The organism is Paenibacillus sp. ACRRY (assembly GCF_022346995.1).
In the GTDB taxonomy this organism is placed as follows: domain Bacteria; phylum Bacillota; class Bacilli; order Paenibacillales; family Paenibacillaceae; genus Paenibacillus.
This window is the reverse complement of sequence record NZ_JAKRNM010000003.1, coordinates 74,009-100,362: the sequence shown is the minus strand read 5'-3', so window position 1 is coordinate 100,362 and position 26,354 is coordinate 74,009. Positions and strand designations below refer to the sequence as shown.

The window sequence follows — 26,354 nt, the reverse complement described above, 5'->3', positions numbered from 1 at the left end:
TCTTAATCCAACAGCATACGTTCGTGAATGGTCCGACCCTTCTGTCCTGGTTCTATCAGCAGACGGGTCGGTTTGATGTTTATTAATGCCGTCAACTGCTCCCCCATATAATGCGCAGAATATTTGAATCCAATCTCTGCCCAGTGCATAATGACACCTACCGTCGCAGATATCAGGTAGCTCAGCATAATATCATAATTAATCGTGTACTCGCTATCTTCAGTTACCAGCACGAAATCCTCGGTTAAATAAGTCCGGAACATATTGCACAGTCTTAAGGCCATATCGCCATGCATTGTAATCAAGGCACGGAAGATATCCTGATGAGCTTCGATATATTCAAATACAGGCATAGTAGAGGGAAGTAATCCGGTCATATCCACTTCCTTTAATTCAGCATACGGTTTGGCATAGGCTTGGCCCACTCCCTGCATGAAATCCTCCAAAATGAATTCAAGCAGTTCCGGCTTGCCAGGAAAATGCAAATAAAAAGTGCCCCGATTGTAATCTGCACGCTCTGTAATGTCACGGATGGTGACGGCGTCGGCTCCCTTTTCCAATATTAATGAAACCGTCGCAGCGATGATTGCATCCTGCGTTCTTCGTGCTCTCCGGTCCTGGGGGTGTTCGATAATCAACATTTTCGCCTCCTTTGTCCATTATTGTAACCTAAATGAACACCGCTTACATCTGTGTCCGATACCAGACATATACGCTGTCAATGATTATTGTCACACCGTTATGTATATCTTAACATTGAGACAGGAAAGATAGACGACAGGTTGAAACTTTTTTTAGAGAAAAACCTGCCAATAATTAATAAGGAGCGAATATATCATGAGTACTTATACACATACAGCAGTAATTACAGGAGCTGCCGGAGGCATTGGTAAAGAATTGGCACGCAGACTGGCTGAACGCAAAATTAATCTGGTTCTGGTAGACCTGAACGAAGAGGCTATTCAACAAACCATCACCGATCTGAATCTCGACAAAGAGCACGTGATTGCAGTTAAAGCAAACGTATCCCAAGAAGCAGACGTGAAAAACTATGTTCAAAAAGCACTTGATGCTTTTGGCAGAATCGACTACTTTGCCAATAACGCAGGTATCGAAGGTCCAACCGGTCTGATCGAAGACCTCAGCGTTGAAGCACTGGATACGGTATATAACGTTAACGTTCGTGGCGTATTCCTTGGTCTGCAAAATGTCATTCCAGTAATGAAAAAACAAAAATCAGGTGCGATCCTGAATACATCTTCCCTTGCAGGTCTGATGGGTGCTCCAGCCGTATCTCCATATATTATGTCCAAACATGCCGTAGTTGGTCTCACTCGTACCGCTGCAAATGAACTTGCTCCATTTAATATCCGAGTAAACGCGGTATTGCCAGGAACGATTAACACTCGCATGATGCGTCAAATCGAAGCAAACTCCGGTGACGTGGAAAACTATCAAGATGCTACCGTAGCCAGCATTCCATTGGGACGTTATGGCGAACCAGAAGAAGTGGCAGCAGTGATGAACTTCCTCTTGTCCGAAGAAGCTTCCTATGTAACAGCATCCCTCTACACTGTAGATGGCGGCATGATGGGTCAATAAGAAGCTGTACGAATCTTTTATCCAAACTTCGGGTAATCCATTAAGACCCTTCACAGGAATATAAAAGAAGACCTCAACACCCACATTTACGTGGAGGTTGGGGTCTTTTTTTCCAGTACATTGATTACTACGTGCAAAATGATCTTAATCTACGTATCCAGCGTGGCCCTTCTCCATGAGATAGTCCATTTCGGCATCCAGAATGCCTTCTACCGTCAATTCATCCAGCTTCACATCTTTGCGGCTCAGGATGTAGTCAGCCAGATCATCGCCATCAATGTCTACTTCGCCCTTGGCATTTTCATGCGCTTTGTTGATGTAGGCTTGCTCATGCTTCAGGACAAGCGAAATATTCGCCTGGCTCGCTTTGGTTTTGTCCGCGATATATTGCATCATTTCCTGCTCATTAATCGAATTCGCTTCCGTCACGTTCAGTTCAGCTCCTTGGTTCATACATACTGTTGCCATTGTAGCATAGGTTAACCCATAACAGACATGCCTTATTCAGATCTAAGTTAGACGAACATAAAACGTCGCTCCCTCTCCTACTACACTACGAGCATAGATCTGACCTTTGTGCTGGTCCACGATGGATTTGGCAATCGCCAGACCGAGTCCATGTCCACCATGCTTGCGTGCTCTGGATGCATCCGTACGATAGAACCGATCGAAGATACGATCCAAATGCTCTGGTGCAATACCTTCCCCTGTATTGGAGACGGCTAGTACCACCTCATGATTATGCTTCTTCAGAGAAACATTGACCGCGCCTTTCGCTTTGGAATATTTCACGGCGTTATCCAGCAGAATCAGAATGACCTGTTTGATCTGTTCACTATTGCCATGGACCATGAGCTCCGGCTCAATGCTGTAGTCGAGAGATATATTTTTCTCAAAGATAACAGCTTCCATCGTCAAAATAATGGTCTCTACCGCATCGCTCATATCAAACTTGGAGTGGATCATCGTGGAACGTGAATCATCGATCTCGGTCAGATATAACAGATCACTCGTTAACCGGGACATGCGCTCTGTCTCTGACTTGATATAATGCAGCCATTTGGACTGATTATCAATGGTATCCTCCCGGTTGGCAAGCAGCACGTCGGTGTTGGTATTAATGATGGCCAGAGGTGTCTTCAGCTCATGGGAGGCATCCGCGATGAACTGTTTCTGTTTATCGAACGCTTCCTTGACCGGAGCAATGGAACGATTGGCAAAGTAACGGCTCAGGAAGTAAATGACGATCAACATGAACAGGCCTACGATGGTGAAGGTATAGATCAGATTCGTAAGAATGCCCTGCTGGGCAGTTACATCAATGAATACAACCATATGCCCATCGCTGCTCGGATCAATGACGTACGCCCAGTTCGTTCCATTTAGCGCAAATTGTCCGGTCTTACGCTCTGCATAATCAGCCTTGTCCACCTTCTCCAGTGCCTCTGCATAAAATGGTTCCTCCATGCTGAATCTGGATTGCGAATCCGTAATGTTCCATTCATTATCCGTCTTCACCATGAACGAGACGGAACGCCCTGGTGGAGAATTGGGATCTCCGCCGGGGCCGTTCTGCTGCACGTCCGTTGGCAGATTACCTGTGATAGCATCGTCCCCACGCGGCATCTTGGACGAATTATATGGGCTGTGATAGAAATCCGATACCTTGAATAACTCCATATTGGTTTCCCGCTGCACATTCTGGTACGTAATGATATAGATCGTCGCAAAAGCAACCAGCATCATGATGGAGATCGATACCAGATTGACGACCAAAAACCGGTTGCGAAGTCTTTTAAACACAGGACGTCACCTCAAGTACATAACCCACACCCCGAATGGTATTAATGCGGACCTTGGAGTTTAGGAAGGTCAACTTCTTGCGTAAAAACGAGATGTATACCTCCACATTGTTATATTCCACTTCAGAATCGAAGCCCCACAGCTTCTCGATAATCTGCTCCTTGGATGTGATGGCCTGTTTGCGTGTGATCAGCAGCTCCAGCAGCTCGTTCTCTTTCAGATTAAGCTTAATCTCCTTGCCCTGCACAGCCAGCTTCAACTGCGTTGTATTCAATTCAATATCGCCAAACTTCAACCCATCCTCGGGTACAACTTCGCCCTTCCTTCTAAGGGCTGCCCGAATCCGGGCCAGCAGTTCTTCTGTCGCAAACGGCTTCGCAATATAGTCGTCCGCCCCATAATCGAGTCCGGTTACTTTGTCCGATAGCTCACCCTTGGCAGTCAGCAGGATGACAGGCGTGTGATTTCCCTCACTGCGCAGCTTCCTCAGCACGCTGATTCCATCCATCTCCGGCATCATGATGTCGAGCAGCAGCAGATCGTATATACCGCTTAACGCATAATCGAGTCCTGATCTGCCGTCGTGGACCATGTCCACCGAGTAATTGTTTTTCTTCAATATCTGGGATACGGCCTCTGCCAAATGAACCTCATCTTCCGCAATTAAAATTCTCATGATCTATTCATTCCTCTGCCTTGAATTGTTCGTCGCCACTTTCTTTTATTATATCAATCATTCTACCTGCGGAACCTTGAATCAATCTTAATTCATTTATTTTACGAGAACTATTATAGGAAGGTAAAAAAAGATCAACGGAATGTAAAATCATTTAAGATTCATTCAAGGTTGGCGCTCTAAGATACAGACATGGAAGTGATACACGATGAAACAAAACATACAACCCATGGATGAAAGGAATGAATCTTAAATGGCGATTGAAGTATTCAACCGATATGAGAGCAAGTATCTTCTGACCGATGAGCAATATGAACGTTTCTACCGTGATCTGCTGAAGTACATGGAGCTGGACGCATACAACAAGAAACACGAGTTCTACTCCATCAGCAACCTGTACTTCGATACTCCGCAGGATTCCCTGATCCGCGCAAGCCTCTCCAAGCCCAAATACAAAGAGAAGCTGAGATTGCGGGCTTACGGGGTACCTGAAGAAAATGCCAAGGTGTATCTGGAGATCAAAAAGAAAGTGTTTGGCCTGGTGAACAAAAGAAGAACGGCCTTGATGCTGGATGAGGCTTACGAATTCGTTCGTACGGGACAGGCGCCTGAGCTGGCAGACTACATGAACAAGCAGGTTGTTGATGAGATCGAATACTTCCTTCGCTTATACAACCTGGAACCGAAAGTGTATCTGGCCTATGAACGCAAAGCATTGTTCGATAAGAACAGCCGCGATCTCCGCATCACCTTTGACACCAATATCCGCAGCCGCAGATACGATCTGAAGCTGGAACAGGGTGACTACGGCGAACCACTGGTGGAGGACGGTCGCTGGCTGATGGAGGTCAAGGCGGAAAAAACCGTTCCGTTCTGGCTATCCCAGCTATTGTCTGAACACGGCTTGTACCGTGTAGGCTTCTCCAAATACGGCAACGAATTCAAACGCCTCGTCAGAACGACGAACCTGAACTACCAGGGCGAACGAATCCTCGTTCCGGGTACCGACTTCGATCCTGCCATGAAACCAAATCAAACGATCATAGAAAGAGAGAGTGTAGTATATGCTTGATTCCATTTTCAGTTCTGCTCTAACCGACACTACGCTGACATTCAGCAGCGCCGTGATCACAATTGGCCTAGCCATCCTTATGGGTGCAATTATCAGTCTCACCTACATGAAAACCAATGCAAACACATACTCACAGAGTTTCACATTAACCATGGTTGTCCTGCCTGTTATCGTTGCGATCATTATCCTGCTGATCGGCAGCAACGTAGCCCGCGCCTTCAGCTTAGCCGGTGCCTTCTCAATCATCCGTTTCCGAAGCGCGCCTGGTGATCCAAAAGATATCTCCTACGTCTTGTTCACCATGGCTTCCGGTCTTGCCTGCGGCGTCGGCGCATTTGGATACGCGGTAATGTTTACCATCATCTTGTGCGTACTGATGTTTGTTCTGAGCCATTTCAAATTCGGAGCCAAAAAGAGCCAACAAAAATTGCTCAAAGTCACCATTCCTGAAAACCTGAGCTATGAAGAAGCCTTTGATGAAGTATTCAAAAAATTCAATGTTGATTATCAGTTGAACAAAGTGAGAACAACCGAACTTGGCAGCTTGTATGAACTGGTCTATCTGGTTCACCTTGGCCAACACGTCAATCAGAAGGAATTCCTTGATGCCGTCCGTACTCGCAACGGAAATCTGGATATCTCCCTCAACATGGCACCAACGCCGGAATATTAATTCGAGACATTTTATAAATTGAGAGGAACGATACATGATGAATAAAAAATGGATTACAGGCAGCAAGTTATGGTCCGTAGCGATGATTACCGCAATGCTTGCAGCATGCAGTGCTCCAGCAGCAACCAACTCAACCGCCAACGCCGCAACGTCAACAACAGGTACAACCAAAACCGTTTCTGTTAGTGAGCAGACCTCCGTCAAATATGCGGATCTGGTCTCCCTGGATGCAGACGATACCAATGTAAGCTGGAGTGAAACCGACTCTACAACCATTAAACTGAGCGGCAAGACAGCAACCGTTACCGGCTCCGGAGCCAAAGCGGCGAACGGATCGGTAACCATCTCCGAGGCAGGTACGTATGTGCTTAGCGGGGAACTGACAGACGGGCAGATTGTAGTGAATGTAACCGATAAAGGAACCGTTCACCTCGTGCTGAATGGGGCAACCATTCACGATAACGACAGTGCGGCCATCTACATTAAGGAAGCTGGCAAAGCTGTGATTACCCTGCAAGAAGGAACGGAAAATGCCGTTTCGGATGGTACAACCTATGTATACGCTGATGATGCAACGGATGAGCCCGATGCAGCCATCTTCAGTAAAGCAGATCTGACGTTTAACGGCACAGGTAAACTCAACGTAACAGGTAACTACAATGAAGGGATCACAAGTAAAGATGATCTCATCATTGTAAGTGGCACCATTAACGTCAAGGCAGCAGACGACGGCATCAAAGGCAAAGATATGCTTGCAGTCCAAGATGGTACCATTACGGTTGACGCTGAAGGCGACGGTATGAAATCGACCAACGATACTGATGCCGAAAAAGGATTCGTAGCCATCGCTGGTGGTACATTCGATATCCAAAGTGGTAACGATGGTATTCAGGCTGAGACTGCGCTCGTTACGGATGGCGGAACCTTTAACATCGTAACTGGCGGCGGTAGTGCCAATGCACCAGCCAAAGTAGAAGAGGGACCATTCGGCGGCGGTGGCGGCGGCTGGGGTGGTGGAACACCTCCAACAGACATGGGTACTCCGCCAGATGGTGAACCGCCTGCTGATATGCCGGCAGCGGATGGAACGAATGCAGCAGGTACAGCACCGGCAAGTTCCGCTGATAAGACATCGACTACTGCTTCGGATGCAGATGCTGCGGCAACAACTTCCACAGAAACAGAATCGACAAGTGCCAAAGCACTTAAAGCGGGGGCAGATCTTACCGTTAATGGCGGTACGTACACCATTGATTCCATGGATGATTCCCTGCACAGCAACAGCAATGTAACGATCAACGATGGCGAGATCTCCCTGGAATCCGGCGATGACGGTATTCACGCTGATCTGGCACTCACCATTAACGGTGGAACGATCGTCATTGCGAAGAGCTATGAAGGACTTGAAGGAGCAACAATAACACTGAATGATGGTGATGTAGACGTAACTTCTTCAGATGATGGCGTCAATGCTTCGGGTGACATCACTGCGACAACTGCGGATACTGCGGCTACCACAGAAGAAGACAGCACTCAAGCAGCAGAAACAACTGACGCTTCCAACATCTCTGTAACAGAGACGACTGGAACAACTTCAACAACTACAGATACGGATCAAGCAGATCAAAGCACAGCTAGTGGCAATACTCGTCCACAAGGTGGTGCTCCAGGTGGTATGCCGGGTGAATCTGCTGGAAACAGTGAGCTTCACATTAACGGTGGATCCCTTACTGTCAATGCAGGTGGCGATGGACTTGATTCCAATGGCTCTATCTACATGACCGGCGGAACCGTGATTGTGAACGGACCAACCGATAATGGCAACGGACCACTGGATTATGACGGTACATTCGAGATGAGCGGTGGCTATCTGGTCGCAGCTGGAAGCTCCGGTATGGCTCAAGGTACATCTGAGAGTTCAACTCAAAACACAATCGTAATAACATTCCCTGAAACGCAAAAAGCAGGAACGCTGGTTCACATACAAGATAGCGATGGCAACAACATCCTGACCTTTGCTCCGGCAAAAGATTATCAATCCGTTGTCATCAGCTCTCCAGACCTGAAAGAAGACGGCTCTTATGAGATCTACTCTGGCGGAACATCGACTGGTACAGCTACGGATGGCCTGTACACAGACGGTACGTACAGTGGCGGCACTAAAGTGGTTGCCTTCCAATCCACTAGCAACGTTACCTGGGTGAATGAATCGGGTGTAACCACTGCCAATACCGGCATGGGTGGTCCTGGTGGAGGCCGCGGCCAAGGTGGATTCGGCGGCGGACGAAACAGAACGGAATCCGGAACAACGACAGACAGCACAAGTACGAGTACAAGCGCGACAGGCTCCGAAAACTCTGCAAAATAAGTAATGACGCACTGAGCGGAGCGGTATAAAATAAATCGCCTGTCCAGGATAACAATAGAAGGCGCAGAATCCACTGTAGAAGTGAGTTCGGCGCCTTCTTTCGTCATCTTTTGGTGACAGGATCACACTGCTTTCCGTTGGGGAAAGGTAAAACCATCGTTCTCTTCAAAATGTGTATACATAAACCTTCGTACGCAAAGCATCCTTGCACGTAATCGTTCGGAGAGGAACTTTGCCTGGAAGTGCGAAACATACACTGATAACCCGTGCCCCCGGTGGAAGCTCCCGGCTAAACTTGTCCACGAGCCGGGTCATGGCACCCGGAAATAGGTAACAGACCACACCATCTGCATGTTCATAGGAGCTCTTGTAGATATCACCGCGTATGAACCGCAGCCGCCCCTTCAGTGAATTCCGCTCGCCCTTGGCTTTCCTGAATCCAATCATCATGCTGGACATGACTTGAGAGAACCAGAAGGGAATGACGGAATTCTCAATGCCCGTAATACGCTTGCCCGGACAATGACGGACGATGTCCACGCCCAGCGTCCCCCAGCCGGAACCTGCTTCAATGATATCCCCATAACCCGGAATGCGATTAACCTCCTGAATGACCACCTGCCGGACCATTCTCGATGTGGGCATGGGCGAGATTCCATTTTTCCAGCTGACCAGCACAATAGATATTACAGCGATTAGCGTCACCACGGCAATCAGCCATGGAATGAATTGAATGATCAACATGGCCTCATCCCTTTGTTCATACAGACTGGTTACATCATGCCGCCCATCACACCAGGCACATGTGACTTCATGTATACACCCTTTTTATAGACGGATTTGATCGTAAAGTGGACACCCAACTTGCGGTTAGTCCGATAGATCAGCGAGTTGATCTCATCGATCCCTACCGAATCGCTCTCCAGCATGCTTCGTTCAGGCCATACCTGGCCAACGATCTGCTCTCTCGTCACAAAATGATCCAACTGACTGTACAGCAGCTTGAACAGCTGGAACTCCTTTTTCGAGAGCGGAATTTCCACCTCGCCAATCTGTACAGTCTGCAGGTGGTCATGCACCCGGATTCCTTCACCCAGCAGATCGGATATACGGTATTCGCGTGTTTCTTCGAGATCACCCTCCGTCCGAAGCTGGATCAAGCCATTGACCATGGTCAGAATGTCTCCTTCGGCAAATGGGTATTTCTCATAGGGAACGAGCCGCTGCCCGTTCAATTCGGTACCATTTTTGCTATCCAGATCCTCAACCCACAGCTGACGCTGTGCATCATAATGAATGCGGCAGTGCCGCTTCGAAATCAACTGATTATACACGGACAAGTCCGATTCACCGCCGCCCGTATAACGTCCCACCGTAATGGAGCGTCCCTGGCTTACGTAAGCAAATGAACCGTCGCTCTCCTGCCCAGGTGTACGAATGACGATTTTTGCCGTCTCCCGCATGTTCATCTCCCACCTTCGATTTTCACTCTAGCTCTATACGTTTCAAGAATAATGATAACTTCATCAGATTTGTTCCATTGTTTGCATTGCTGGCTATTTATATAGTGTATACAGGCAATGATGTATTCGTTTCTCTACTATACCAGACGTTGTGCTTTTTTTCTCATAACGATCTTTCATCCAGCCTAATCAACAAGAGAGGGTTATCATCATGAACAAAAAGAAGATTTTCATATACGTACTGCTCGCTTTCACCCTGTCCATTACACTAACTGTCCTGTCACGCATGACAGACGAAAGCAGCGAATTATTGAACGGCACGCCAGCCTCTGAAACATCATGGCTGCAACTGAACACACAGCCGTGAGCTTACTCTATTATAACGCGATCCATGTAATAAACGTTTCACCAATGTCATAATCGCATAAGTCCACATGAAGAAGCCCCTTACACGCTGACATCACAGCGGGAAGAGGCCTGTTTGCTTTGCTTAGAAATTTGCAATTGAAATTGCGATCTGACGATTGTTCATATTTAAAAAGCACTTACTCAGACCGATCCGATTCTTCAATCGGCGGGGTCTCCTTCGCCTGAGCTTCCTCCATCCGACTGGATACCTTCTGATACAGATACGAAATGCCCAGCAATAACACACCGAAGCTAAAATAGGCGATAATTTTACTGCCCGTTGTCAGCAAACTGACATCGTAGAACACCATTTTCCCCGTGGAGAACAAGGTCAGACCGAGTCCGAGACGACGAATCATGACGTATCTCCTACGGAATCCGTACGCAATATAGAGAATCGCCAGCAGCAGATACATCAAGCTGAACATCAGACCGATGTCTCCCCATTGAAACTGCACCGTCAGGAAGACCGTGATGACACCCAGCAGGTAGATTCCCGCCATGACCGGGTACCACTCCACGCTCTTGAACTGTCCGCGTATGCCCGCAATCAACAAGTCTCTTCCAGCGAAAAACACGCCAATATTAAAAATAATCAGAACCAGCAATCCCACAATCTCTGCAGCCGTATGCTGCTGTGCTCCAGGATCGAGTGCCGGCATGGACAACGTTACTGCAAGTGCAATACAGCAGCCTGCTGCATGCAGAAAGGTTGTGTAGTACTTCACCATCTGGTCATGGAATAACTTAGCTCGGCTTAAGGCATACGCCAGCGCGATGGTTAATGCAGCAAACATCAACCATTTGTAGAACATGTAGAGCAGGAATGTCTCATTAACTGCTCGGGTATAGAGTTCATTAGACTCGTACAGAACATATATCCATAGGTTTCCGAGGGTGACATACTTGAATATATTCAGCATGCCAAGCTCCAGCTCACTATAATGAATTTTGGTTTTGGACAATAGCCCTTTCCCGCTGCCGACCATGGCATAATACGATGTAATCAAAAGGGCACCCAGCGTAATACAGGAGTATTTCAGCATAAAATAGGATTGCTCTCCCACCATGTATAGCACCAGCACATCATAATATACGAAGGTGAACACACACAGGATTACAACGCCCCACCCCGCACGTTCTACTGACCTGAACTGTTTCAGATGACCTAGGATAACAAGCAAAATCCCCTCGATTAACCATCCCATGGACAGCCACTTCGCCCCAAACTGGAACGGAATCATCAGAATGGCAAAGGTCAAGGATGTGATATAGAACAATAGTATGGTTTGTTTCTCCTGAACCATATTGCGCTGTACCCACCCGGCGAGTCCAACATACACCAGGGAGAATACAAGCGCCAGCAATCCCTGCGCATCCTCCCAGCCTTCTGCGTCAAATAGTACATACAGCATCAGACAGCTGATGCTCGTATTCATAGCCAGCAGGGCGAAGTCCCACCAGGTCAGTTTGACCCGATGTTTGAATGGATACGCGAGTGTAATTCCCAGATATAATGCAAACGTAGCAACAGAGTACACCATACCCACAACGTTGTTCGGCGATAGCCACAGGAGGATCAACATGGACGGTGTATTAAACAGAAAACTGATATAATGCACGATCGGCCAACGTTTGCCGAAGGAAATGAGTACAATTATGCCGTTAAGAAGCAGCAAATAGACCATGGCAACATACACGGAGTTCCCGCTGAGACCGAAATAGGCCATATACGAGAACAGGGGCAGATAACCGCCCACCAGACCAAGCGAGCAGATCGTCCTCGACTGATATCTTAGCGATAGCAGGACGGACACCGCCGATACAAGGACAGAAAGGCCAAGACCCGTATATAGACCGATAATATGGAGCAGAAAATAACTGTAGAAAATAGAGCCGAACAGTACCGAGATTCCGCCTCCGAGTAATCCCATCGCAAACGTCTGACGTTTCCGCCGAAACAGCCACTCCCCTCCGGCAAGCATCAGCACGCCGAGCAGGAAGAACGCACCGCCCTTCATCTCATCATTGAACCACGTGGAGTACGAATACTGGAACGCTGCACCAACGCCAAGAATAATAAGCAGGATGGCAACCTTGTTGATCCAGCTTAGCCCAATCTTCATCTCCATCCGGTTCTGACGAATTCGGCGCTGAATGGTTTCTTCACTCAAACCTTCCTCTGCCATATGCTCATAGCCAAGCTGCATCTGCCTACGAACCGCTTCTTCCCGCTCTTGTAGCGTTTGTCTACGCCGTTCGATGCTTTCCTTCACCTCTGCAGCAAGATAAGCAATCCTCTCCTTGAACTCCATCGCATCTTCCTGAAGCTCCTCCGAAGCCTTATTGAATAGAGCGTTCATGTTTATTTTGGTACGATGTTCGTGAGCTTCTAACCGGTCATTATGTACAGCTGTTTTCCCGCGGAAGTATGTCTCCATTTTCTCTTGGGATACGCGAATGAGATTCAGTTTCTCATCCAGCATCTGTTCAGACAACGCCATCCGAAGACGGGCATTCTCCTCCTCCATCTTGCGTGCACGTGCCTCGATCTGACGCAGCTTCAGCTCATGTGCATTCACCTGCTCACGAAGCTGTTCATTCTGCACAATCAGGTCATCGGACTGATAGTCCTGAAGCAGCGTGTTGTATTCTTTCACCAGCTGCCTCTGCTGTTCCTGAACCTGGCGAAGTCGGTCCTTGAAGTCCTTCATAAGGTTCCTCCATTGGTTGATGTTGATGTGTTTCCCTATATTTTACTATACATATGCCATGAAATGATCCTCTAGATTGAGATAGGTTGCATCTTCTCATCCAAGAGCACCCTAACCCGCGATAAATGCACAGCAAAAACCCCGGGAAGCAAGCTCGCTCCTCGGGGTTACACAACTTAAGATAATTCTACATGATAAAGGCTTTATGCGGCATCTTTCTCTTCCCCATCTGCGGATTCAGGTTCCATAATTTCGGTGGCATCCGGGTCCAGCCAATTGCTGAGCATGGTCCGCACATGCTGCAGATCATCCTCCGATAGATCATAATACCAAGTTCCACTGCGGGTTGCGCCGTCACCTTTCAGCATATAGTTGCTGATTGTTGGCGCACTGTCTTTCATATATAAGGACTCGGCAAAATTCACGATGAAATCCGAGCTCATATTCGTTGTAAAATTCGATCCGGCAATCTTGATGACGTCCGGGATCTTGGTCAGATTTTTGACCTCCAACGCCCGATTCATGAACGCGCTCAGGAAAATTCGGTGGCGCATCGTCCGGTTAAAATCGGAGTCCTCCCGGTATCTGACATAGCCAAGAGCTTCTTCGCCGCTATAGATGGGTTTATTGGCCTCCACGAATAGCTTCTCATGACTCTTGAGCTTGTTCTCGATATTTTTCTTAATCGGCAGCTCCACGCCGCCAACCGCATCGACAATATCCTTAAGTCCGTTAAAATTAATTGCGGCATAGAAGTCCACCTTGTTCTCCAGCAGATTCTCTACCGTATCCATAGCCATCTTGGCTTCGCCATGGGCATAGGCTGAATTAATCTTTGATTTTACATCCCGCCCGACAATCTCGGTATAGGAGTCTCGCGGAATGGACAGCAGCAGCACTTTATTGTCTTCCGGACGCACAACGGAATAGATGATCGTATCCGAACGGCTTGGTTCGTTATCCCGTTGATCAATCCCCAGCAGCAGTAGCGAGAATGGGTCGGTGTGTTGTACCACAGGAACTTCTGCATTCTGATCTCCAACCGGTTTGTAGGAATCATCAAGGGCTTCCTTCACTGTACCTGAGGCAAATAGGTCAAATGCCAGCAGCACAAGTTGTTTTTGGTAGACATATCCAAGTCCTCCCAGCACGATCAGCACACTTAGGGTAATGATTAGTGGTTTCTTCCATCTCTTCTTCGGTTTCTTCGGCTTCCGGCGGGTTAAATGTGCAGCACTGTTCTCCATCATATCTCCTTTAATAACGGGTTCTTAGAATCATTTAACTATATTAATAACACGTTTTCAATAGATTACGTTATAATCTGCTATACAAGAACTGACACAGAAGGAGCGATGAGGAATGGAATATCGACGTTTAGGCAACAGCGGCTTGCGTGTATCTGCACTTGGGCTCGGCACGAATGCTTTTGGTAAACGTGCAGATGACGCGGCTTCAACCCGCATTATTCATGCAGCACTGGATCAGGGAATCAACTTTATCGATACCGCCAACATCTACGCTGGAACCGAATCGGAACGAATTATTGGACAGGCCCTACAGGGGCGGCGGGAAAACGCTGTGCTCGCAACCAAAGCCGGACTTCCCCGGCATGATGGTCCTCATGGGCGGGGTTCCTCCCGCTATCATCTGCAGCAAGAACTGGAACAGAGCCTCCGGCGTCTGCAGACGGACTACGTGGATCTCTACCAGATCCACACATTTGATCCGCACACTCCTCTGGAGGAAACCTTGCGAACACTGGATGACATGGTCTCCTCCGGTAAAGTCCGCTATATCGGGGCCTCCAACTATGCAGCCTGGGAACTCATGAAAGCTCTCGGCATCAGCGAACTAAAAGGTCATGTGCGCTATATTTCCACTCAAACTAGCTATTCCTTGGCAGACCGCACCCCAGAGCTGGAACTGGTACCAATGTGTCTTGATCAAGGCGTCGGAATTATCCCCTATTTCCCACTTGCTGGCGGTATTCTGACTGGCAAATATAATGGACAAGCTGGTATTCCTTCGGGCTCCCGGGCCGATACGGATCCATCCTTCAACCGGTTCCTGCTCGAGCACAATGTCAGATTAGGAGAGCAGGTAAGCGAGAAAGCAGCAGAATACGGCTGCTCTCCAAGTGTTCTGTCGCTCGCCTGGTTGCTGGCTCGTCCAGCCGTTTCGACGGTAATCGTTGGTGCCACGCGTACCGAACAGCTGGAGCATAACCTGGCTAGTTTAAGCCTGGAGCTTACGCCGGACATGATTACGGAGCTGGATCAACTTAGTGACTCGTTTCGTCATGGCGAGCCGTTCGCCTCATATCGACTGAATTAGAAGAAGTTTATAAAAAAACCTCCCCGGCTCATGGTCGGGGAGGTTTTCAATGTCTGTATGTAGAAGGCCAGGTGCCAACTCATCTTACCTTGCTTCGATGGGTATATCATATATGAGTTCAATAAATTGTAGGATGCCATACAACGACTATTCCGATTTATTTTTGATAAGTTCCCGCATAATATCCATGTACTCTTCCTTATGATCGCTTACCAGGTCAAAAAACTGTCTGTCAGCCTCTTCAACAAGCTGAATTCCCCGGTTGGCCAGCTCCGTGCCTTCTGGCGTTGTAGTAATGATGTTCGCACGGGTATCGGTCTGATGGCGACTGCGATGGATCAATCCGCGCTTTTCAAGCGCTCGAAGAACCTGAGAAGTGACATTCACATCCACGTTGGCGAAATGCGCAAGCTGAACCTGCGTTACGCCTTTTCCTTCTGTATCTCTCTCATTCAGCCATAAGCAGCCATGCAGAAGTACAAATTGCGGCGGGGTTAATCCCAATGGATCAAGCACCCTGCGGACTTCCTTCTGCCACATCGTTGTAACCTGCCACAGCAGATGTCCTGGACTTTCATGTGCGTTTTTATACTGTGAACTCATCTCATTATTCCTCCATCACTGATGCCTTGGGACTTGTTGTATGCGGTGCATTGTAGAGTTAATCGGGTTGCTGACTAATTGTCAGCGGGAAGGGATGAACTGCTTCACCCATTGTCCGAATCCCTGCGGATTACGGCTCTGGATCAGGACTGTACCCTCACCTCTGAATCGGCATACCAGTCCTTCACCACTGGTCACACTGGATAACCAGCCCTGCGACGCTTTTTCGATATGATACTCCATATATTGAGGCCAGGCAACCAGGTGCGCATTATCCACAATGACTTCTTCTCCAGCTGCCAGATGAATGGCGTGAATTGCACCATAAGAAGACAGAAATACCGTGCCTCTCCCGCTGATCTCAACAATGAAGAAACCCTCTCCCGAGAAGAGACCCTTCTTCAGGTTTTGCATTTTACTATTTACCTGAATGCCTTCTGTCCCGGCCAAAAATCCATCCTTCTGCACATACAAAGAATAGGAGCCATCCAGCTCAACGGCCTCCACACCGCCCATGGTGGAAGGTGACAGCAAAATCTCTGCAGGCCCTCCTACAGCGGTTAACTCTTGAAAAAAGAACTTCTCCCCGCTGATCATTCTGCCGAATCCAGCAAACATGCCGCCCTCCGCAGATCCTTTCAGCTGAACCGTCGGTGTCATGGATACCATGGCGCCGCTCTCTGCCTTGAATCGCTCTCCGCGCTGCAAACGAACCTTGAGCATGGCAAAAGCACCTTCATGCAAAATCTCATAATTCATTGCTTGATCAGCTCCTTATTTTCATCCGAATCAAAATGGTTCAATCCATTGTCCTCGAGCATTGCTGATTTGTCCCCGTACTCCTTCACGATATGCTGCTCTCCCCAATTGCATAGTGCATTCAGAATCGGCTCCAGACTCCAGCCATATTCACTGAGCTCATACTCTACCTTGGGCGGGACCTGATTATAGACGATCCGCTTCACGATTCCGTCATCCTCCAGCTCCCGAAGCTGCTGAGTTAACATCTTTTGGGTAATGGCGGGCATAATACGCTTAAGATCACTGGTGCGTTTTTTGCCATGCGTAAGATGACAGAGAATGACACACTTCCACTTGCCGCCGATCACCTCAAGTGTAGCCTCGACCGAGATATTGTATTTTTTTCTGTTCATTATATGCTTCCTCCCCTAATCATCTGATGAACTCGCCAAGCTTATCTATATAGGCACCAAAAAGTACGTATGGTACTAAAAAGTACGTACTATTCATTTTATACCGAATAATTCATAATAGCATTTGCCGGTACGTAAATCTACATTCGGGGAGTTGAACAAGAAACATGGTACAAGATTCAAAACGCAGCACCTGGGCCCTACTTGCTCTGGCAATTAGTGCATTTGCCATCGGCACCACTGAGTTTATCAGTGTTGGACTGCTGCCACTCATTGCGGGTGACCTGGGCATTTCCGTAACTACAGCGGGACTGACCGTTACTTTATATGCGCTCGGTGTAACCTTCGGGGCGCCCATCCTGACCTCATTAACTTCAACTGTGTCACGCAAGACACTGTTGATGGCCATCATGGTTGTTTTCATTGCAGGCAATACGATGGCCGCGCTATCAAGCGGCATTACAATGCTGCTTATAGCCCGGATTGTTTCAGCCCTGTCACATGGGGTGTTTATGTCCATCGGTTCCACCATAGCGGCTGACCTTGTGCCAGCAAACCGGCGGGCCAGTGCCATTGCCATTATGTTCTCGGGCCTGACCATTGCTACCGTGACCGGAGTACCTCTGGGTACACTGATCGGTCAACACTTAGGCTGGCGTGCTGCATTTATTCTCATTGTTATTGTCGGCATCATTGCCCTTATTGGTAATATGGTACTTGTTCCTTCCACGCTGCAGCGCGGAACACGCACAGCATTCCGTGACCAATTGAAGCTTGTAACGGGAGGAAGACTGCTGCTGGCATTTGCAATCACAGCGGTTGGGTACGGAGGTACATTCGTCGTTTTCACGTACCTGTCCCCGCTTCTGCATGATATTAGTGGATATTCCGAGCAAACCGTGGCAGCCATTCTGTTGTTATACGGAATCGCCATCGCGATCGGCAATATCATTGGGGGCAAAGCGGCCAACCGTAATCCGCTGAAGGCATTATTTTATATGTTTATCGTTCAGACGATCATTCTGGGCATACTGTACTTTACCGTACCGTTCAAGCTGGCAGCACTGCTCACCATTCTCGGCATGGGTCTGCTTGCCTTCATGAATGTACCCGGACTTCAGATGTATGTCGTAACGCTTGCAGAACGCTATGCGCCACAGGCTAAGGATGTAGCTTCCGCCTTCAACATCGCTGCCTTTAATGCGGGTATCGCCATAGGCGCATATCTGGGCGGAGTCATTACCGACTCCATTGGGCTCGTGCATACGACTTGGGTCGGTGCAATTATGGTTCTTGCCGCCGTTCTTCTGACAGGATGGGCTAGAGTCCTTGAACGCAGATCATCAGTTGCATAAGCATTCTATATTAGGAAAAGATACACCGAAAATTGAATTCTCGGTCTGATCACGTTGGCGACTCATGAGCCCTCGTTTAAAGGAACCGGTTTCGTATGGTATAGTATTATAGTACGTTGGACCCTATTTAATCTACCCTCATTTAATTTTGCGGGATCAGATTGAACGATCTGAGAATTACTTTTTTTGAATTACGAACACACTTAGGAGGACATCACATGACAGCACAACACTTACAATCTACAGTAGCTTTGCATAACGGCGTTCAAATGCCTTGGTTTGGACTAGGAGTATTTAAAGTAGAAGAAGGCGCGGAATTGATTGAAGCGGTCAAAAAAGCAATCCAGCATGGCTACCGCAGCATCGACACTGCCGCAATATACGGTAACGAATCCGGTGTCGGACAAGCGATTGCCGAAGCGTTGAAAGAAAATAACCTGAAGCGCGAAGAACTGTTTGTCACATCCAAAGCCTGGACTGCAGACCTTGGATATGAAGAGACTCTTGCAGCCTTCGATACAACTTTGAACAAGCTGGGTCTGGAATATCTGGATCTGTACCTGATTCACTGGCCAAAAGCAGGCAAATACAAAGGTGCTTGGAAAGCCATGGAAGAGCTCTATGCTGCAGGCCGGATCAAAGCGATTGGCGTAAGTAACTTCCAGATCCATCACCTTGAAGACCTGATGCAGGATGCCCAAGTGAAACCAATGGTTAACCAAGTCGAGTATCATCCTCGCCTTACTCAGGCCGAACTCAAAGCCTTCTGTGAGAAACATGGTATTCAGCTTGAAGCCTGGTCACCGCTGATGCAGGGTCAACTGCTGGACAACCCTGTGCTTACTGAGATTGCTTCAGCCAAAGGCAAATCCGTGGCACAAGTTATCCTGCGCTGGGATCTTCAGAACGGTGTCATTACCATTCCGAAGTCCACTAAGGAAAATCGGATCATTGAGAACTCTTCCATCTTCGACTTTGAATTGTCCAACGATGAGATGGATCGGATCAGCGCCCTCAACGAAGATGTTCGTGTTGGACCAGACCCGGACAACTTTGATTTCTAAGTTGAATGAAGCAAAAAGCCTCCATTCCCTCGCCATATGCGGGGGATGGGGGCTTTTTCAGATATTAGACTGAAAAGTCAGAGCCAAGTACTTCAAACTCTACACCTGGTTCCGATACTCCATCGGTGTTACACCCTTTATTCGCTGAAACACTCTATAGAACTGACTGACATTGGAGAATCCCAGCCAAAAGCTAATTGTGGTCACTGAATCTGTCGTAAGACGCAGTCGTCTGGTGGCTTCCTCCACACGCAAATGCAGCACATACTGATACGGTGTTGAACCTGTCAATGCTTTGAAGGAGCGCATAAAGTGATATCTGCTCTGGTGCGCTATTGCCGCCATAGAATCAATGTCCATCGAACTTGTATAGTCACTGTGTATATACTCCAGCACGCGCCGGAGATGGGGATCAATGAACGCGCCTCCGTTGCTGGTTGTTCGCTCAAACAAATTCTGAAGTTGCTCACAAACCAGATTCGACCCGGCACCCCCAGTGGCTTCAGTTCCTGCGGTTGCCATCGTCAGACTACCTCTATTCTGTTGTGCACCAGACAGCACTTGTGAAAGATATGTCTCTACGGCTAATTCGATTTCCTGTATTTGCAACGATTCAGGCGCGTCGTCCAGCAAAAGGGCACTCCAACCTCGGAACAGTCTGCTGATTTCAGCTGGGTCGAAGATTTGTGTGGGCCGAAATTCGGTCTGCGCCCTTCTTCGATCTAATTCCCCTAAGCCACCTCCTGGCGGATTGCGGAACTTGATAACGATAACTGCCGAATCTGAACCAATCTCGAAAAAGTGCTCCGTCTGGGGATGGGCAATTATGCCCTGTCCTGCTTGCAGAGGATAAGCCTGCTGCTCCTGCACCAGATGACACTCGCCTCTTACTGGCAATGTAACCTGATACCAGTCATCATGCACATGGGGTTCATTGGAGAAACCACCTGAAGCCTTCCACAATTCCAATCCATTCAACATCATGTTTAATTCCATCGTTTCCTCACCTGCAGACATTATAGCAAATCGTGCTCACTTTCCAAGCACTTTTCGCAAAGACAATGGCTGTCTGAATCTTTTATCATGATAAAAAATAATTCGAGGTGATCTCCCGTGGCTCAAGCCGCTGTAAGCAAAATGCAAATCAACCACTCCGCCAACTGGGCGCTTGCCGGAGTCAGCTTCGCCCATCTGCTGAATGATGCGATGCAGACCGTTGTCCCGTCTGCCTTCCCGCTGTTCCAGCAAACCATGCAGCTCAGTTTCGCTCAAATGGGCTGGATTGCCTTCACATTGAATATTACCGCATCCGTTCTACAACCGCTGATCGGTTATATGTCTGATCGCAAGCCGATGCCGATCCTGCTTCCCGGAGGCATGTTATTCTCCCTGATTGGTGTTCTCGGCTTCGCCTTGTCTTCCGAGTTATGGATGCTGCTTGTTTCCGCAGCATTGATTGGCATAGGCTCATCCATTCTCCATCCCGAGTCCTCACGTGTCGCCCATCTGGCAGCTGGCCGCGGACGCGGATTGGCACAGTCCATCTTCCAGGTCGGTGGCAACACGGGTCAAGCCCTCGCGCCATTGCTCGTTGCCTTTATTCTTCTGCCACACGGGCAGCTTAGTTTCTTATGGTTGATGGGTTTTGCCCTGATCGGGATTATAATCCAGTCTTCCGTCAGCCGTTGGTACCGACACAAGCTGGCAGAAAACCACACCCGTCAGCAACAGCCTGTACAGTCAAATGGCATCGGGCAGCCTACTGCCCAGCCTGCAAGTCGGGGATTCATCGCTTTTACAATGGGAATCCTCATCCTGCTGCTGTTTTCCAAATTCGTATATATTGCCGGCATGACCGGGTACTATGCCTTTTATTACGCTGATGCGTACAACCTGCCTCTTTCGCAGGCACAGATCTGCCTGTTCATTCTACAATTTGCGGGGATGATCGGAACCTTGCTCGGCGGCCCGCTGGCTGATCGTTACGGACGTAAACCGATGATCTGGTTCTCCATCGCGGGTACCGCACCATTTTCATTACTGCTGCCATATGCCGGACCTGCTCTATCCATGGTATTATGCGGCATCATCGGACTAATTCTCATGTCAGGCTTCAGCGTCATTATTGTGTATGCGCAGGAACTACTGCCACGTCATATCGGAACGGTGTCCGGATTGTTCTTCGGCTTGTCGTTCGGCATGGCGGGACTTGGTTCTGTTGTGCTCGGTTCGCTGATTGATGTGACCAGCATTTCATTCGTCATCAAGCTATGTTCCTTCTTGCCCCTACTCGGGGTGTGTGCTGTATTCCTGCGCCGAGATCGGCCAAGAACGGCCTAATCCATTGAAACGTCAGTGATTTTGTGACTACAATAAGGTCAGGATTATCGAGACAGAGGTTAAACAGAAGGAAGGAATACGCCATGATTATTGATGTACAACATGTGACTTGGAAAAGGGGACCGATCACCCTGCTGAACGATGTCAGCTGGCGGGTTAAGGACGGCGAACACTGGGCATTGCTCGGCCTCAATGGCTCTGGCAAAACCACGCTGCTTAACATGATCACCGGTTATCTCTGGCCTACCGAAGGCACGATTTCGGTACTTGGACATCCGTATGGTGAGGTCGACCTGCGTGAATTGCGTAAAACCATCGGCTGGGTTAGCTCCTCGCTACAGGAAAAATTACATGGCACGGACCGAACCCAGTATGTCGTCATTAGCGGAAAGCATGCCACGATTGGTCTCTATGACAAGCTCTCCGATGAGGATTTGGACCAGGCCCGGGAGCTGATGACTACTCTTGGCTGTGAGCACTTGTGGGATCGCGAATACCGTACCTGTTCACAGGGCGAGAAGCAGAAGCTTCTTATTGCAAGAGCCCTGATGGCGAATCCGCGAATTCTTATTTTGGATGAGCCCTGCAATGGGCTTGATCTGTTCTCCCGTGAGCGGTTGCTGGAGAGTATCAGTGAACTATCGCAGAGAAAGAACTCTCCTTCCCTGATCTATGTGACCCACCATACCGAAGAGATTCTGCCCATGTTCAGTCACAGTCTCCTGCTTCGGCGAGGTGAGGTTGTGAGCAGTGGGTTAACCTCTGAGGTGATGAACACCGAAGTGTTGAGTGACTTTTTTGAAGCGCCTGTAGATGTGGACCGACATGGAGATCGGGTCTATGTGAGAGCTGCCGATAAATAAAATGGCTCATCTGTACACAGCCTGAGTACAAAAGCAGCCAAGAAACTTATCCACATGTGGACAGGTTTCTTGGCTGCTTTAAGTTATTCCATCTATCCACAGTACCCTGTGTGTTATTTGCTCGCAGAGAGGAATAGAAAGATTGTACCTACTGTGCATGTGTTTTTCCATAACAAAAAAAGACTGCCTCTGAACAGGTCAGAAACAGCCTTTGTTTTAACATGAATGCACTCAGCCGAATCGCTGCGTTTTATACCATTTGGTTTCTCTGCGGAACAGTTTGTCCCCAATGAGAGAGATAAACGCCTTAACGGAGATAACCAGAAACAACTGGGCATATGTGAAGTAGGAAAGGCAGGCCACAATGAAGTTTTGTGTATTGCTCTGTCCAATATCCGCAGAGAGCGCCAAATTAATTTGCAGTACATAAATGTAATACATAAGTGCCCAAGCAACCACAAGATACACGTATACGTCTCCGGAGAACTGGAATGGAGAGATAACGTTGGGATTAAACAATGCGATAACTTGGTATACAAGGTTAGAAACAAAGATAATATCCGAAACAATAATGGCGATCATAAACCAGAAATAACTCGCAGCATAGTACAGGACATGGAGTTTAATTCTCCAGCTTGTACGGTCGAACAGATGCTTAACATTATCAATAACGACCTGATAATTCCCCTTGGACCAGCGCTGGCGCTGTTTCATGTAAACCTTCAACTGCTCCGGTTCCTGTTGATAGGCTTCCGCTTGCGGCGCTAATGCAATCAGCTGACCACGGGTAAGAATATCAAACGACACAGCCGTATCTTCTGTAATGGCATCGGGATCCCATCCGCCAATTTCGCGAATCAGATTTGCCTTAATGATATAGTTGGTGCCTGGAATCGTCCCGAGTTTGAATAACTCCCATAGCCCGGTGTGGTGAACACGCTGAACGGTTACAAGCTCCAGATTAATGCAGCGGGAGAGAAAATTCTGTCCCCGGTTACGAGCCTTATTACGTCCAAATACAGCACCATGCTTCTCTGGGTTCTCCAGCGCTTTCTGTGTCAGAAACATTAATGCATTTCGTTCAGGTGCCGCATCTGCATCATAAATGCAAATCCATTCGCCCCAGGCAAGTTCGAGGCCATCATTCAGTGCCCCGGATTTCCCTCCTGTGCCTTTCCGCTCCAGAATCGTGAAATCGCGGTCAGCATAGCTGCTCTTTGCCTTGAGCGCCTTAAGCCGTTCAGCTGTATCATCCGTGCAATTATCAGCAATGACAATGACCTGAACTTTATGTTCGGGATAATTTAGACGCAGAATATGCTCAACCGTAGAAACGATAACTACGCCTTCATTATGTGCAGGCACCATGACCGTTACCGTTGGATAGTCATCCATGTTCTCCGGGATTTGAATTCCCTTTTTCTCTTGTTTATTGATGAATCGAATAGCCCCGGCCATAATGACAATAGATTCAGTGACTGATATCCAGATACTAAGAATGGACATCAGCAGCAGGAAATCAGCCATTCAACTTCCTCCGATCATATTTCCTGTTGATTTTCCCTCGAAAACGCAGCGTCGCAACGGTTAAGATAAGTATGGTGATCGTGAAGAAACTACTGACGATAATGCAGAGCGGAACAAACCATGTTAAATAATTCACCGGACTATGCCTCCTCCTGCATCTAGATGTACTCTCCAATGAGATCTGTCTCTGTATTCCGTTCTAGCGCAGCAATTACAGCATCGATATCCTCGTACTTACTGAACTGTTCCTTCTGAAAAACAAGGGCACCGGAGCGAATAACCGTCTGCAGCTCGTTTCCCTTTTTATCGATAAATTGCAGATCCATCATGGCCTTTTTGATCCGTTCTGTAAGCACAGGCAAATATTCCACATTGGTCATCGGACAGATAATGACGAACCGTCCCCGGTCTACAAAAAATTTATAATCTTCGAACCGAATTTGCTTCTGAATGGTGTTCGACAGTTCAAGCAGAAACTGTGCATACCGGACAGATCCGAGTGATTCAAGGACCAGCGGCAAAAATTCAATCTTGAACATGGCCATGCTGAATCCATACTGCTCCGAGTATCTTCTTGCCAGGTTACTTTGCTTGATAACCGTATCTGCAAGGGCCTCCTTGTTGCCGAGAGTGGTATCCAGATCCAGCTCCGGATTGCGGTCCTGCAGTTCCTGCAGCCGCTCCATCACTCGTGCGCTTCGAACCAGACTTGCTTTAATGAAAGCAGCCACCGCCACATTGGCCGGAATCAGCAGCCACCATGAGAACGTCAGTACATCCACGTTCGCGTAGGTCACAAGCCATACAAAATAAGAAACCAGGTATACGAACCCGGCGACAACAGACACTCCGACAGGTATCACAAAACCAAGGACCAGCGCGCCAAGCGACACAATGCTGAATACGACATCAAGTGTGGTAAAGCTCTGATTCATGTAAATTTTGAGATAAATGACGAGTTGCTGAATAACAGCTAATCCAATCAGACTGGCATATCCCCATGCGATACGTTGGATAGGTGCTTTGTTTCTCATAGTTTCCTTCTCTCCGATGGTTTAAGTTATGTCTTCTAGTAATCCGCCAAATTATGACATGATTAGACATTTATATCCTATCATATTTATACCCCAAATAAGATTACAAATCTATTACTTTTTAAGGAACTTCTGTAATTCTGTCTCTCCAAGCAAAGGGAACAGATTATCAAACATATGGGTGTTCCCATCAAACACATATCCTCCCGGATAAGCCACATCCTGACCACGCATCGTGATCATATGGTTATACAGCTGTTTGGCCCATTTTGGATCACCCGAGCGCACGGCAAGCAATATGGCGAGTCCATATACGGAAGGCGATTCATAGCTTACCGCAGGTACACGATTATGACGAACATACTGTCCAGGCAGCTGATGACGGGTTTCAAACTCCTTTTTCAAAAAAGAAATCAGCTCGTCCGAATTCCGACTGGTGTTGACTAGGTGGTTCGCTATGATGAGCTGATCAATCAGGTTTACTTTGTCATCATATGTATACTCCTGGGTTACAACGTTGAATGTTTTGGGATAGAACACTCCGTCACCCGGCATGTTTTGAAGCAAATTCTCATATTTGGTGTATGTCCCAGGATGCAGCATCTCGTGTTTTTCCATCTGCTCGAGGGCCGGCAAGTCCACATATACCAAGCTCAACGTATCCGGGGAATATCCTCCTGCAAAGTCATGAAAATCAACAAAGTACCCTTCATTCTGTACGGATTGGCTCAAGGTACGGGAGATCTCGGCAGCCGTGGTCAACTTCACATCTCTGCCCTGTTCCCATTGATCCGCAGCCTTCAATAAAGCGTCTATAATTCGAAAATCATCACCAAGTGCATTGGTTGTTACGTGTGACTTGCCTTCCTTGTCCAGTTTCCAGGCAATATACTTCTGAGGCATCAGAAAATAAGTCGTCAGCAGTTCATAGCTCTGTTCAAACAATGCCTGATCGTTCTTGGCAACCGCATATTGCATCCACAAACCGAGTGATTCCGACAACGCCTCCCTGCCGGCAACAATGTCTGCCTGCTCTGAAGCAGCATCCTGCAAATAGGAAGCGAGCGTGCCATTCGGATTGGTCATATGTTTCTGGACAAATGCTACCGTCGGAGACACCTCGTTCATCACAAACCTCTCCTTCATGTACAGAAACGACAAGGCCACAATACTGACTGCAATAACGGATAGTGTCACCAGCCATGTCAGTCTTCTACGCTTGATGCTCTTCATGATTTCCTCCTGTGCTATTAATCCTGTGGAATAACGATTCTGCTCCTTGAAATTGGCTCGGCTAA

The 26,354-nt window shown here is 47.9% G+C and carries 26 protein-coding genes; 10 read left to right on the top strand and 16 right to left on the bottom strand.

Annotated features, from left to right (window positions below; all coding sequences use genetic code 11):
• Positions 1–2: 2 nt before the first annotated feature.
• Positions 3–638 (bottom strand): TetR/AcrR family transcriptional regulator, encoded by a 636-nt coding sequence (locus MH144_RS14040; protein ID WP_239301063.1) that lies wholly within the window; start codon positions 636–638, stop codon positions 3–5.
• 199 nt (positions 639–837) lie between these two features.
• Here MH144_RS14040 and MH144_RS14035 point away from each other — a divergent pair, with 199 nt between their 5' ends.
• On the top strand, positions 838–1,602 hold the full coding sequence (locus MH144_RS14035) for an SDR family NAD(P)-dependent oxidoreductase (RefSeq protein ID WP_239301061.1): 765 nt from the start codon (positions 838–840) through the stop codon (positions 1,600–1,602).
• A 144-nt stretch (positions 1,603–1,746) separates the two neighbouring features.
• Here the strand turns inward: MH144_RS14035 and MH144_RS14030 are convergent, their stop codons facing one another.
• The 3 genes from MH144_RS14030 to MH144_RS14020 are packed head-to-tail and all read right to left on the bottom strand — an operon-like array spanning position 1,747 to position 4,081.
• Entirely contained in the window at positions 1,747–2,070 is a 324-nt protein-coding gene (locus MH144_RS14030; protein WP_227780152.1) for a hypothetical protein, read from the bottom strand.
• A gap of 42 nt (positions 2,071–2,112) precedes the next feature.
• Positions 2,113–3,405, bottom strand: coding sequence for a sensor histidine kinase (locus MH144_RS14025; protein ID WP_239301059.1), 1,293 nt, complete (start codon positions 3,403–3,405; stop codon positions 2,113–2,115).
• Positions 3,398–4,081 (bottom strand): response regulator transcription factor, encoded by a 684-nt coding sequence (locus MH144_RS14020; protein WP_239301057.1) that lies wholly within the window; start codon positions 4,079–4,081, stop codon positions 3,398–3,400. The genes MH144_RS14025 and MH144_RS14020 overlap by 8 nt, the downstream gene beginning before the upstream one ends.
• 253 nt (positions 4,082–4,334) lie before the next feature.
• On the opposite strand from MH144_RS14020, the gene MH144_RS14015 reads away from it, so the two are divergent.
• The 3 genes from MH144_RS14015 to MH144_RS14005 are packed head-to-tail and all read left to right on the top strand — an operon-like array spanning position 4,335 to position 8,194.
• Positions 4,335–5,153, top strand: a complete 819-nt coding sequence (locus tag MH144_RS14015; protein ID WP_095290755.1) for a polyphosphate polymerase domain-containing protein — start codon at positions 4,335–4,337, stop codon at positions 5,151–5,153.
• Positions 5,146–5,826 carry a DUF4956 domain-containing protein gene (locus tag MH144_RS14010; RefSeq protein WP_239301055.1) on the top strand — a complete coding sequence of 227 codons (681 nt, stop codon included), beginning with the start codon at positions 5,146–5,148 and terminating at the stop codon, positions 5,824–5,826. The genes MH144_RS14015 and MH144_RS14010 overlap by 8 nt, the downstream gene beginning before the upstream one ends.
• Positions 5,827–5,860: 34 nt before the next feature.
• Positions 5,861–8,194 (top strand): carbohydrate-binding domain-containing protein, encoded by a 2,334-nt coding sequence (locus tag MH144_RS14005; RefSeq protein WP_239301053.1) that lies wholly within the window; start codon positions 5,861–5,863, stop codon positions 8,192–8,194.
• A 165-nt stretch (positions 8,195–8,359) separates the two neighbouring features.
• Here the strand turns inward: MH144_RS14005 and MH144_RS14000 are convergent, their stop codons facing one another.
• A complete protein-coding gene (locus MH144_RS14000; protein ID WP_239301051.1) occupies positions 8,360–8,938 on the bottom strand; it encodes a class I SAM-dependent methyltransferase in 579 nt (192 codons plus the stop codon).
• Positions 8,939–8,967: 29 nt separating this feature from the next.
• Positions 8,968–9,657, bottom strand: coding sequence for an FHA domain-containing protein (locus tag MH144_RS13995; protein WP_239301049.1), 690 nt, complete (start codon positions 9,655–9,657; stop codon positions 8,968–8,970).
• A 211-nt stretch (positions 9,658–9,868) separates the two neighbouring features.
• On the opposite strand from MH144_RS13995, the gene MH144_RS13990 reads away from it, so the two are divergent.
• On the top strand, positions 9,869–10,024 hold the full coding sequence (locus tag MH144_RS13990; protein ID WP_153980384.1) for a hypothetical protein: 156 nt from the start codon (positions 9,869–9,871) through the stop codon (positions 10,022–10,024).
• Between the two features lie 178 nt (positions 10,025–10,202).
• Here the strand turns inward: MH144_RS13990 and MH144_RS13985 are convergent, their stop codons facing one another.
• Together MH144_RS13985 and MH144_RS13980 are read right to left on the bottom strand one after the other, a co-directional pair.
• Positions 10,203–12,779 (bottom strand): DUF2339 domain-containing protein, encoded by a 2,577-nt coding sequence (locus MH144_RS13985; RefSeq protein ID WP_239301039.1) that lies wholly within the window; start codon positions 12,777–12,779, stop codon positions 10,203–10,205.
• Between the two features lie 203 nt (positions 12,780–12,982).
• The gene (locus MH144_RS13980) at positions 12,983–14,029 is read right to left on the bottom strand and encodes an LCP family protein (RefSeq protein ID WP_343226062.1); all 1,047 of its coding nucleotides are present in this window, start codon (positions 14,027–14,029) and stop codon (positions 12,983–12,985) included.
• Between the two features lie 112 nt (positions 14,030–14,141).
• Here MH144_RS13980 and MH144_RS13975 point away from each other — a divergent pair, with 112 nt between their 5' ends.
• Positions 14,142–15,116 (top strand): aldo/keto reductase, encoded by a 975-nt coding sequence (locus tag MH144_RS13975; protein WP_239301037.1) that lies wholly within the window; start codon positions 14,142–14,144, stop codon positions 15,114–15,116.
• 147 nt (positions 15,117–15,263) lie between these two features.
• Here the strand turns inward: MH144_RS13975 and MH144_RS13970 are convergent, their stop codons facing one another.
• The 3 genes from MH144_RS13970 to MH144_RS13960 form a co-directional block, all read right to left on the bottom strand.
• A complete protein-coding gene (locus MH144_RS13970; RefSeq protein WP_239301027.1) occupies positions 15,264–15,719 on the bottom strand; it encodes a MarR family winged helix-turn-helix transcriptional regulator in 456 nt (151 codons plus the stop codon).
• Positions 15,720–15,800: 81 nt separating this feature from the next.
• Positions 15,801–16,478, bottom strand: coding sequence for a TIGR00266 family protein (locus tag MH144_RS13965; protein ID WP_239301018.1), 678 nt, complete (start codon positions 16,476–16,478; stop codon positions 15,801–15,803).
• Positions 16,475–16,873 carry a winged helix-turn-helix transcriptional regulator gene (locus tag MH144_RS13960; RefSeq protein WP_239301016.1) on the bottom strand — a complete coding sequence of 133 codons (399 nt, stop codon included), beginning with the start codon at positions 16,871–16,873 and terminating at the stop codon, positions 16,475–16,477. Before MH144_RS13960 ends, MH144_RS13965 begins: the two co-directional genes overlap by 4 nt.
• Positions 16,874–17,040: 167 nt before the next feature.
• Here MH144_RS13960 and MH144_RS13955 point away from each other — a divergent pair, with 167 nt between their 5' ends.
• Together MH144_RS13955 and MH144_RS13950 are read left to right on the top strand one after the other, a co-directional pair.
• Complete coding sequence (locus MH144_RS13955) at positions 17,041–18,228, top strand: MFS transporter (protein ID WP_239301014.1); 1,188 nt, start codon at positions 17,041–17,043, stop codon at positions 18,226–18,228.
• Positions 18,229–18,446: 218 nt separating this feature from the next.
• Entirely contained in the window at positions 18,447–19,292 is an 846-nt protein-coding gene (locus MH144_RS13950; protein ID WP_239301012.1) for an aldo/keto reductase, read from the top strand.
• A 99-nt stretch (positions 19,293–19,391) separates the two neighbouring features.
• Here the strand turns inward: MH144_RS13950 and MH144_RS13945 are convergent, their stop codons facing one another.
• The gene (locus tag MH144_RS13945; RefSeq protein WP_239301010.1) at positions 19,392–20,288 is read right to left on the bottom strand and encodes a helix-turn-helix domain-containing protein; all 897 of its coding nucleotides are present in this window, start codon (positions 20,286–20,288) and stop codon (positions 19,392–19,394) included.
• Positions 20,289–20,405: 117 nt separating this feature from the next.
• Between MH144_RS13945 and MH144_RS13940 the strand changes: the two genes are divergently transcribed.
• Entirely contained in the window at positions 20,406–21,632 is a 1,227-nt protein-coding gene (locus tag MH144_RS13940) for an MFS transporter (protein WP_481857360.1), read from the top strand.
• Between the two features lie 83 nt (positions 21,633–21,715).
• Positions 21,716–22,495, top strand: a complete 780-nt coding sequence (locus tag MH144_RS13935) for an ABC transporter ATP-binding protein (protein WP_239301001.1) — start codon at positions 21,716–21,718, stop codon at positions 22,493–22,495.
• Positions 22,496–22,726: 231 nt separating this feature from the next.
• Here the strand turns inward: MH144_RS13935 and MH144_RS13930 are convergent, their stop codons facing one another.
• The 4 genes from MH144_RS13930 to MH144_RS13915 form a co-directional block, all read right to left on the bottom strand.
• Positions 22,727–24,022, bottom strand: coding sequence for a glycosyltransferase family 2 protein (locus MH144_RS13930; protein WP_239300999.1), 1,296 nt, complete (start codon positions 24,020–24,022; stop codon positions 22,727–22,729).
• Positions 24,015–24,158 (bottom strand): hypothetical protein, encoded by a 144-nt coding sequence (locus MH144_RS13925; protein WP_167301716.1) that lies wholly within the window; start codon positions 24,156–24,158, stop codon positions 24,015–24,017. The genes MH144_RS13930 and MH144_RS13925 overlap by 8 nt, the downstream gene beginning before the upstream one ends.
• 22 nt (positions 24,159–24,180) lie before the next feature.
• The gene (locus tag MH144_RS13920; RefSeq protein ID WP_239300997.1) at positions 24,181–25,056 is read right to left on the bottom strand and encodes a diguanylate cyclase domain-containing protein; all 876 of its coding nucleotides are present in this window, start codon (positions 25,054–25,056) and stop codon (positions 24,181–24,183) included.
• A gap of 114 nt (positions 25,057–25,170) precedes the next feature.
• Positions 25,171–26,289 carry a glycosyl hydrolase family 8 gene (locus tag MH144_RS13915; protein ID WP_239300985.1) on the bottom strand — a complete coding sequence of 373 codons (1,119 nt, stop codon included), beginning with the start codon at positions 26,287–26,289 and terminating at the stop codon, positions 25,171–25,173.
• Positions 26,290–26,354 lie beyond the last annotated feature (65 nt).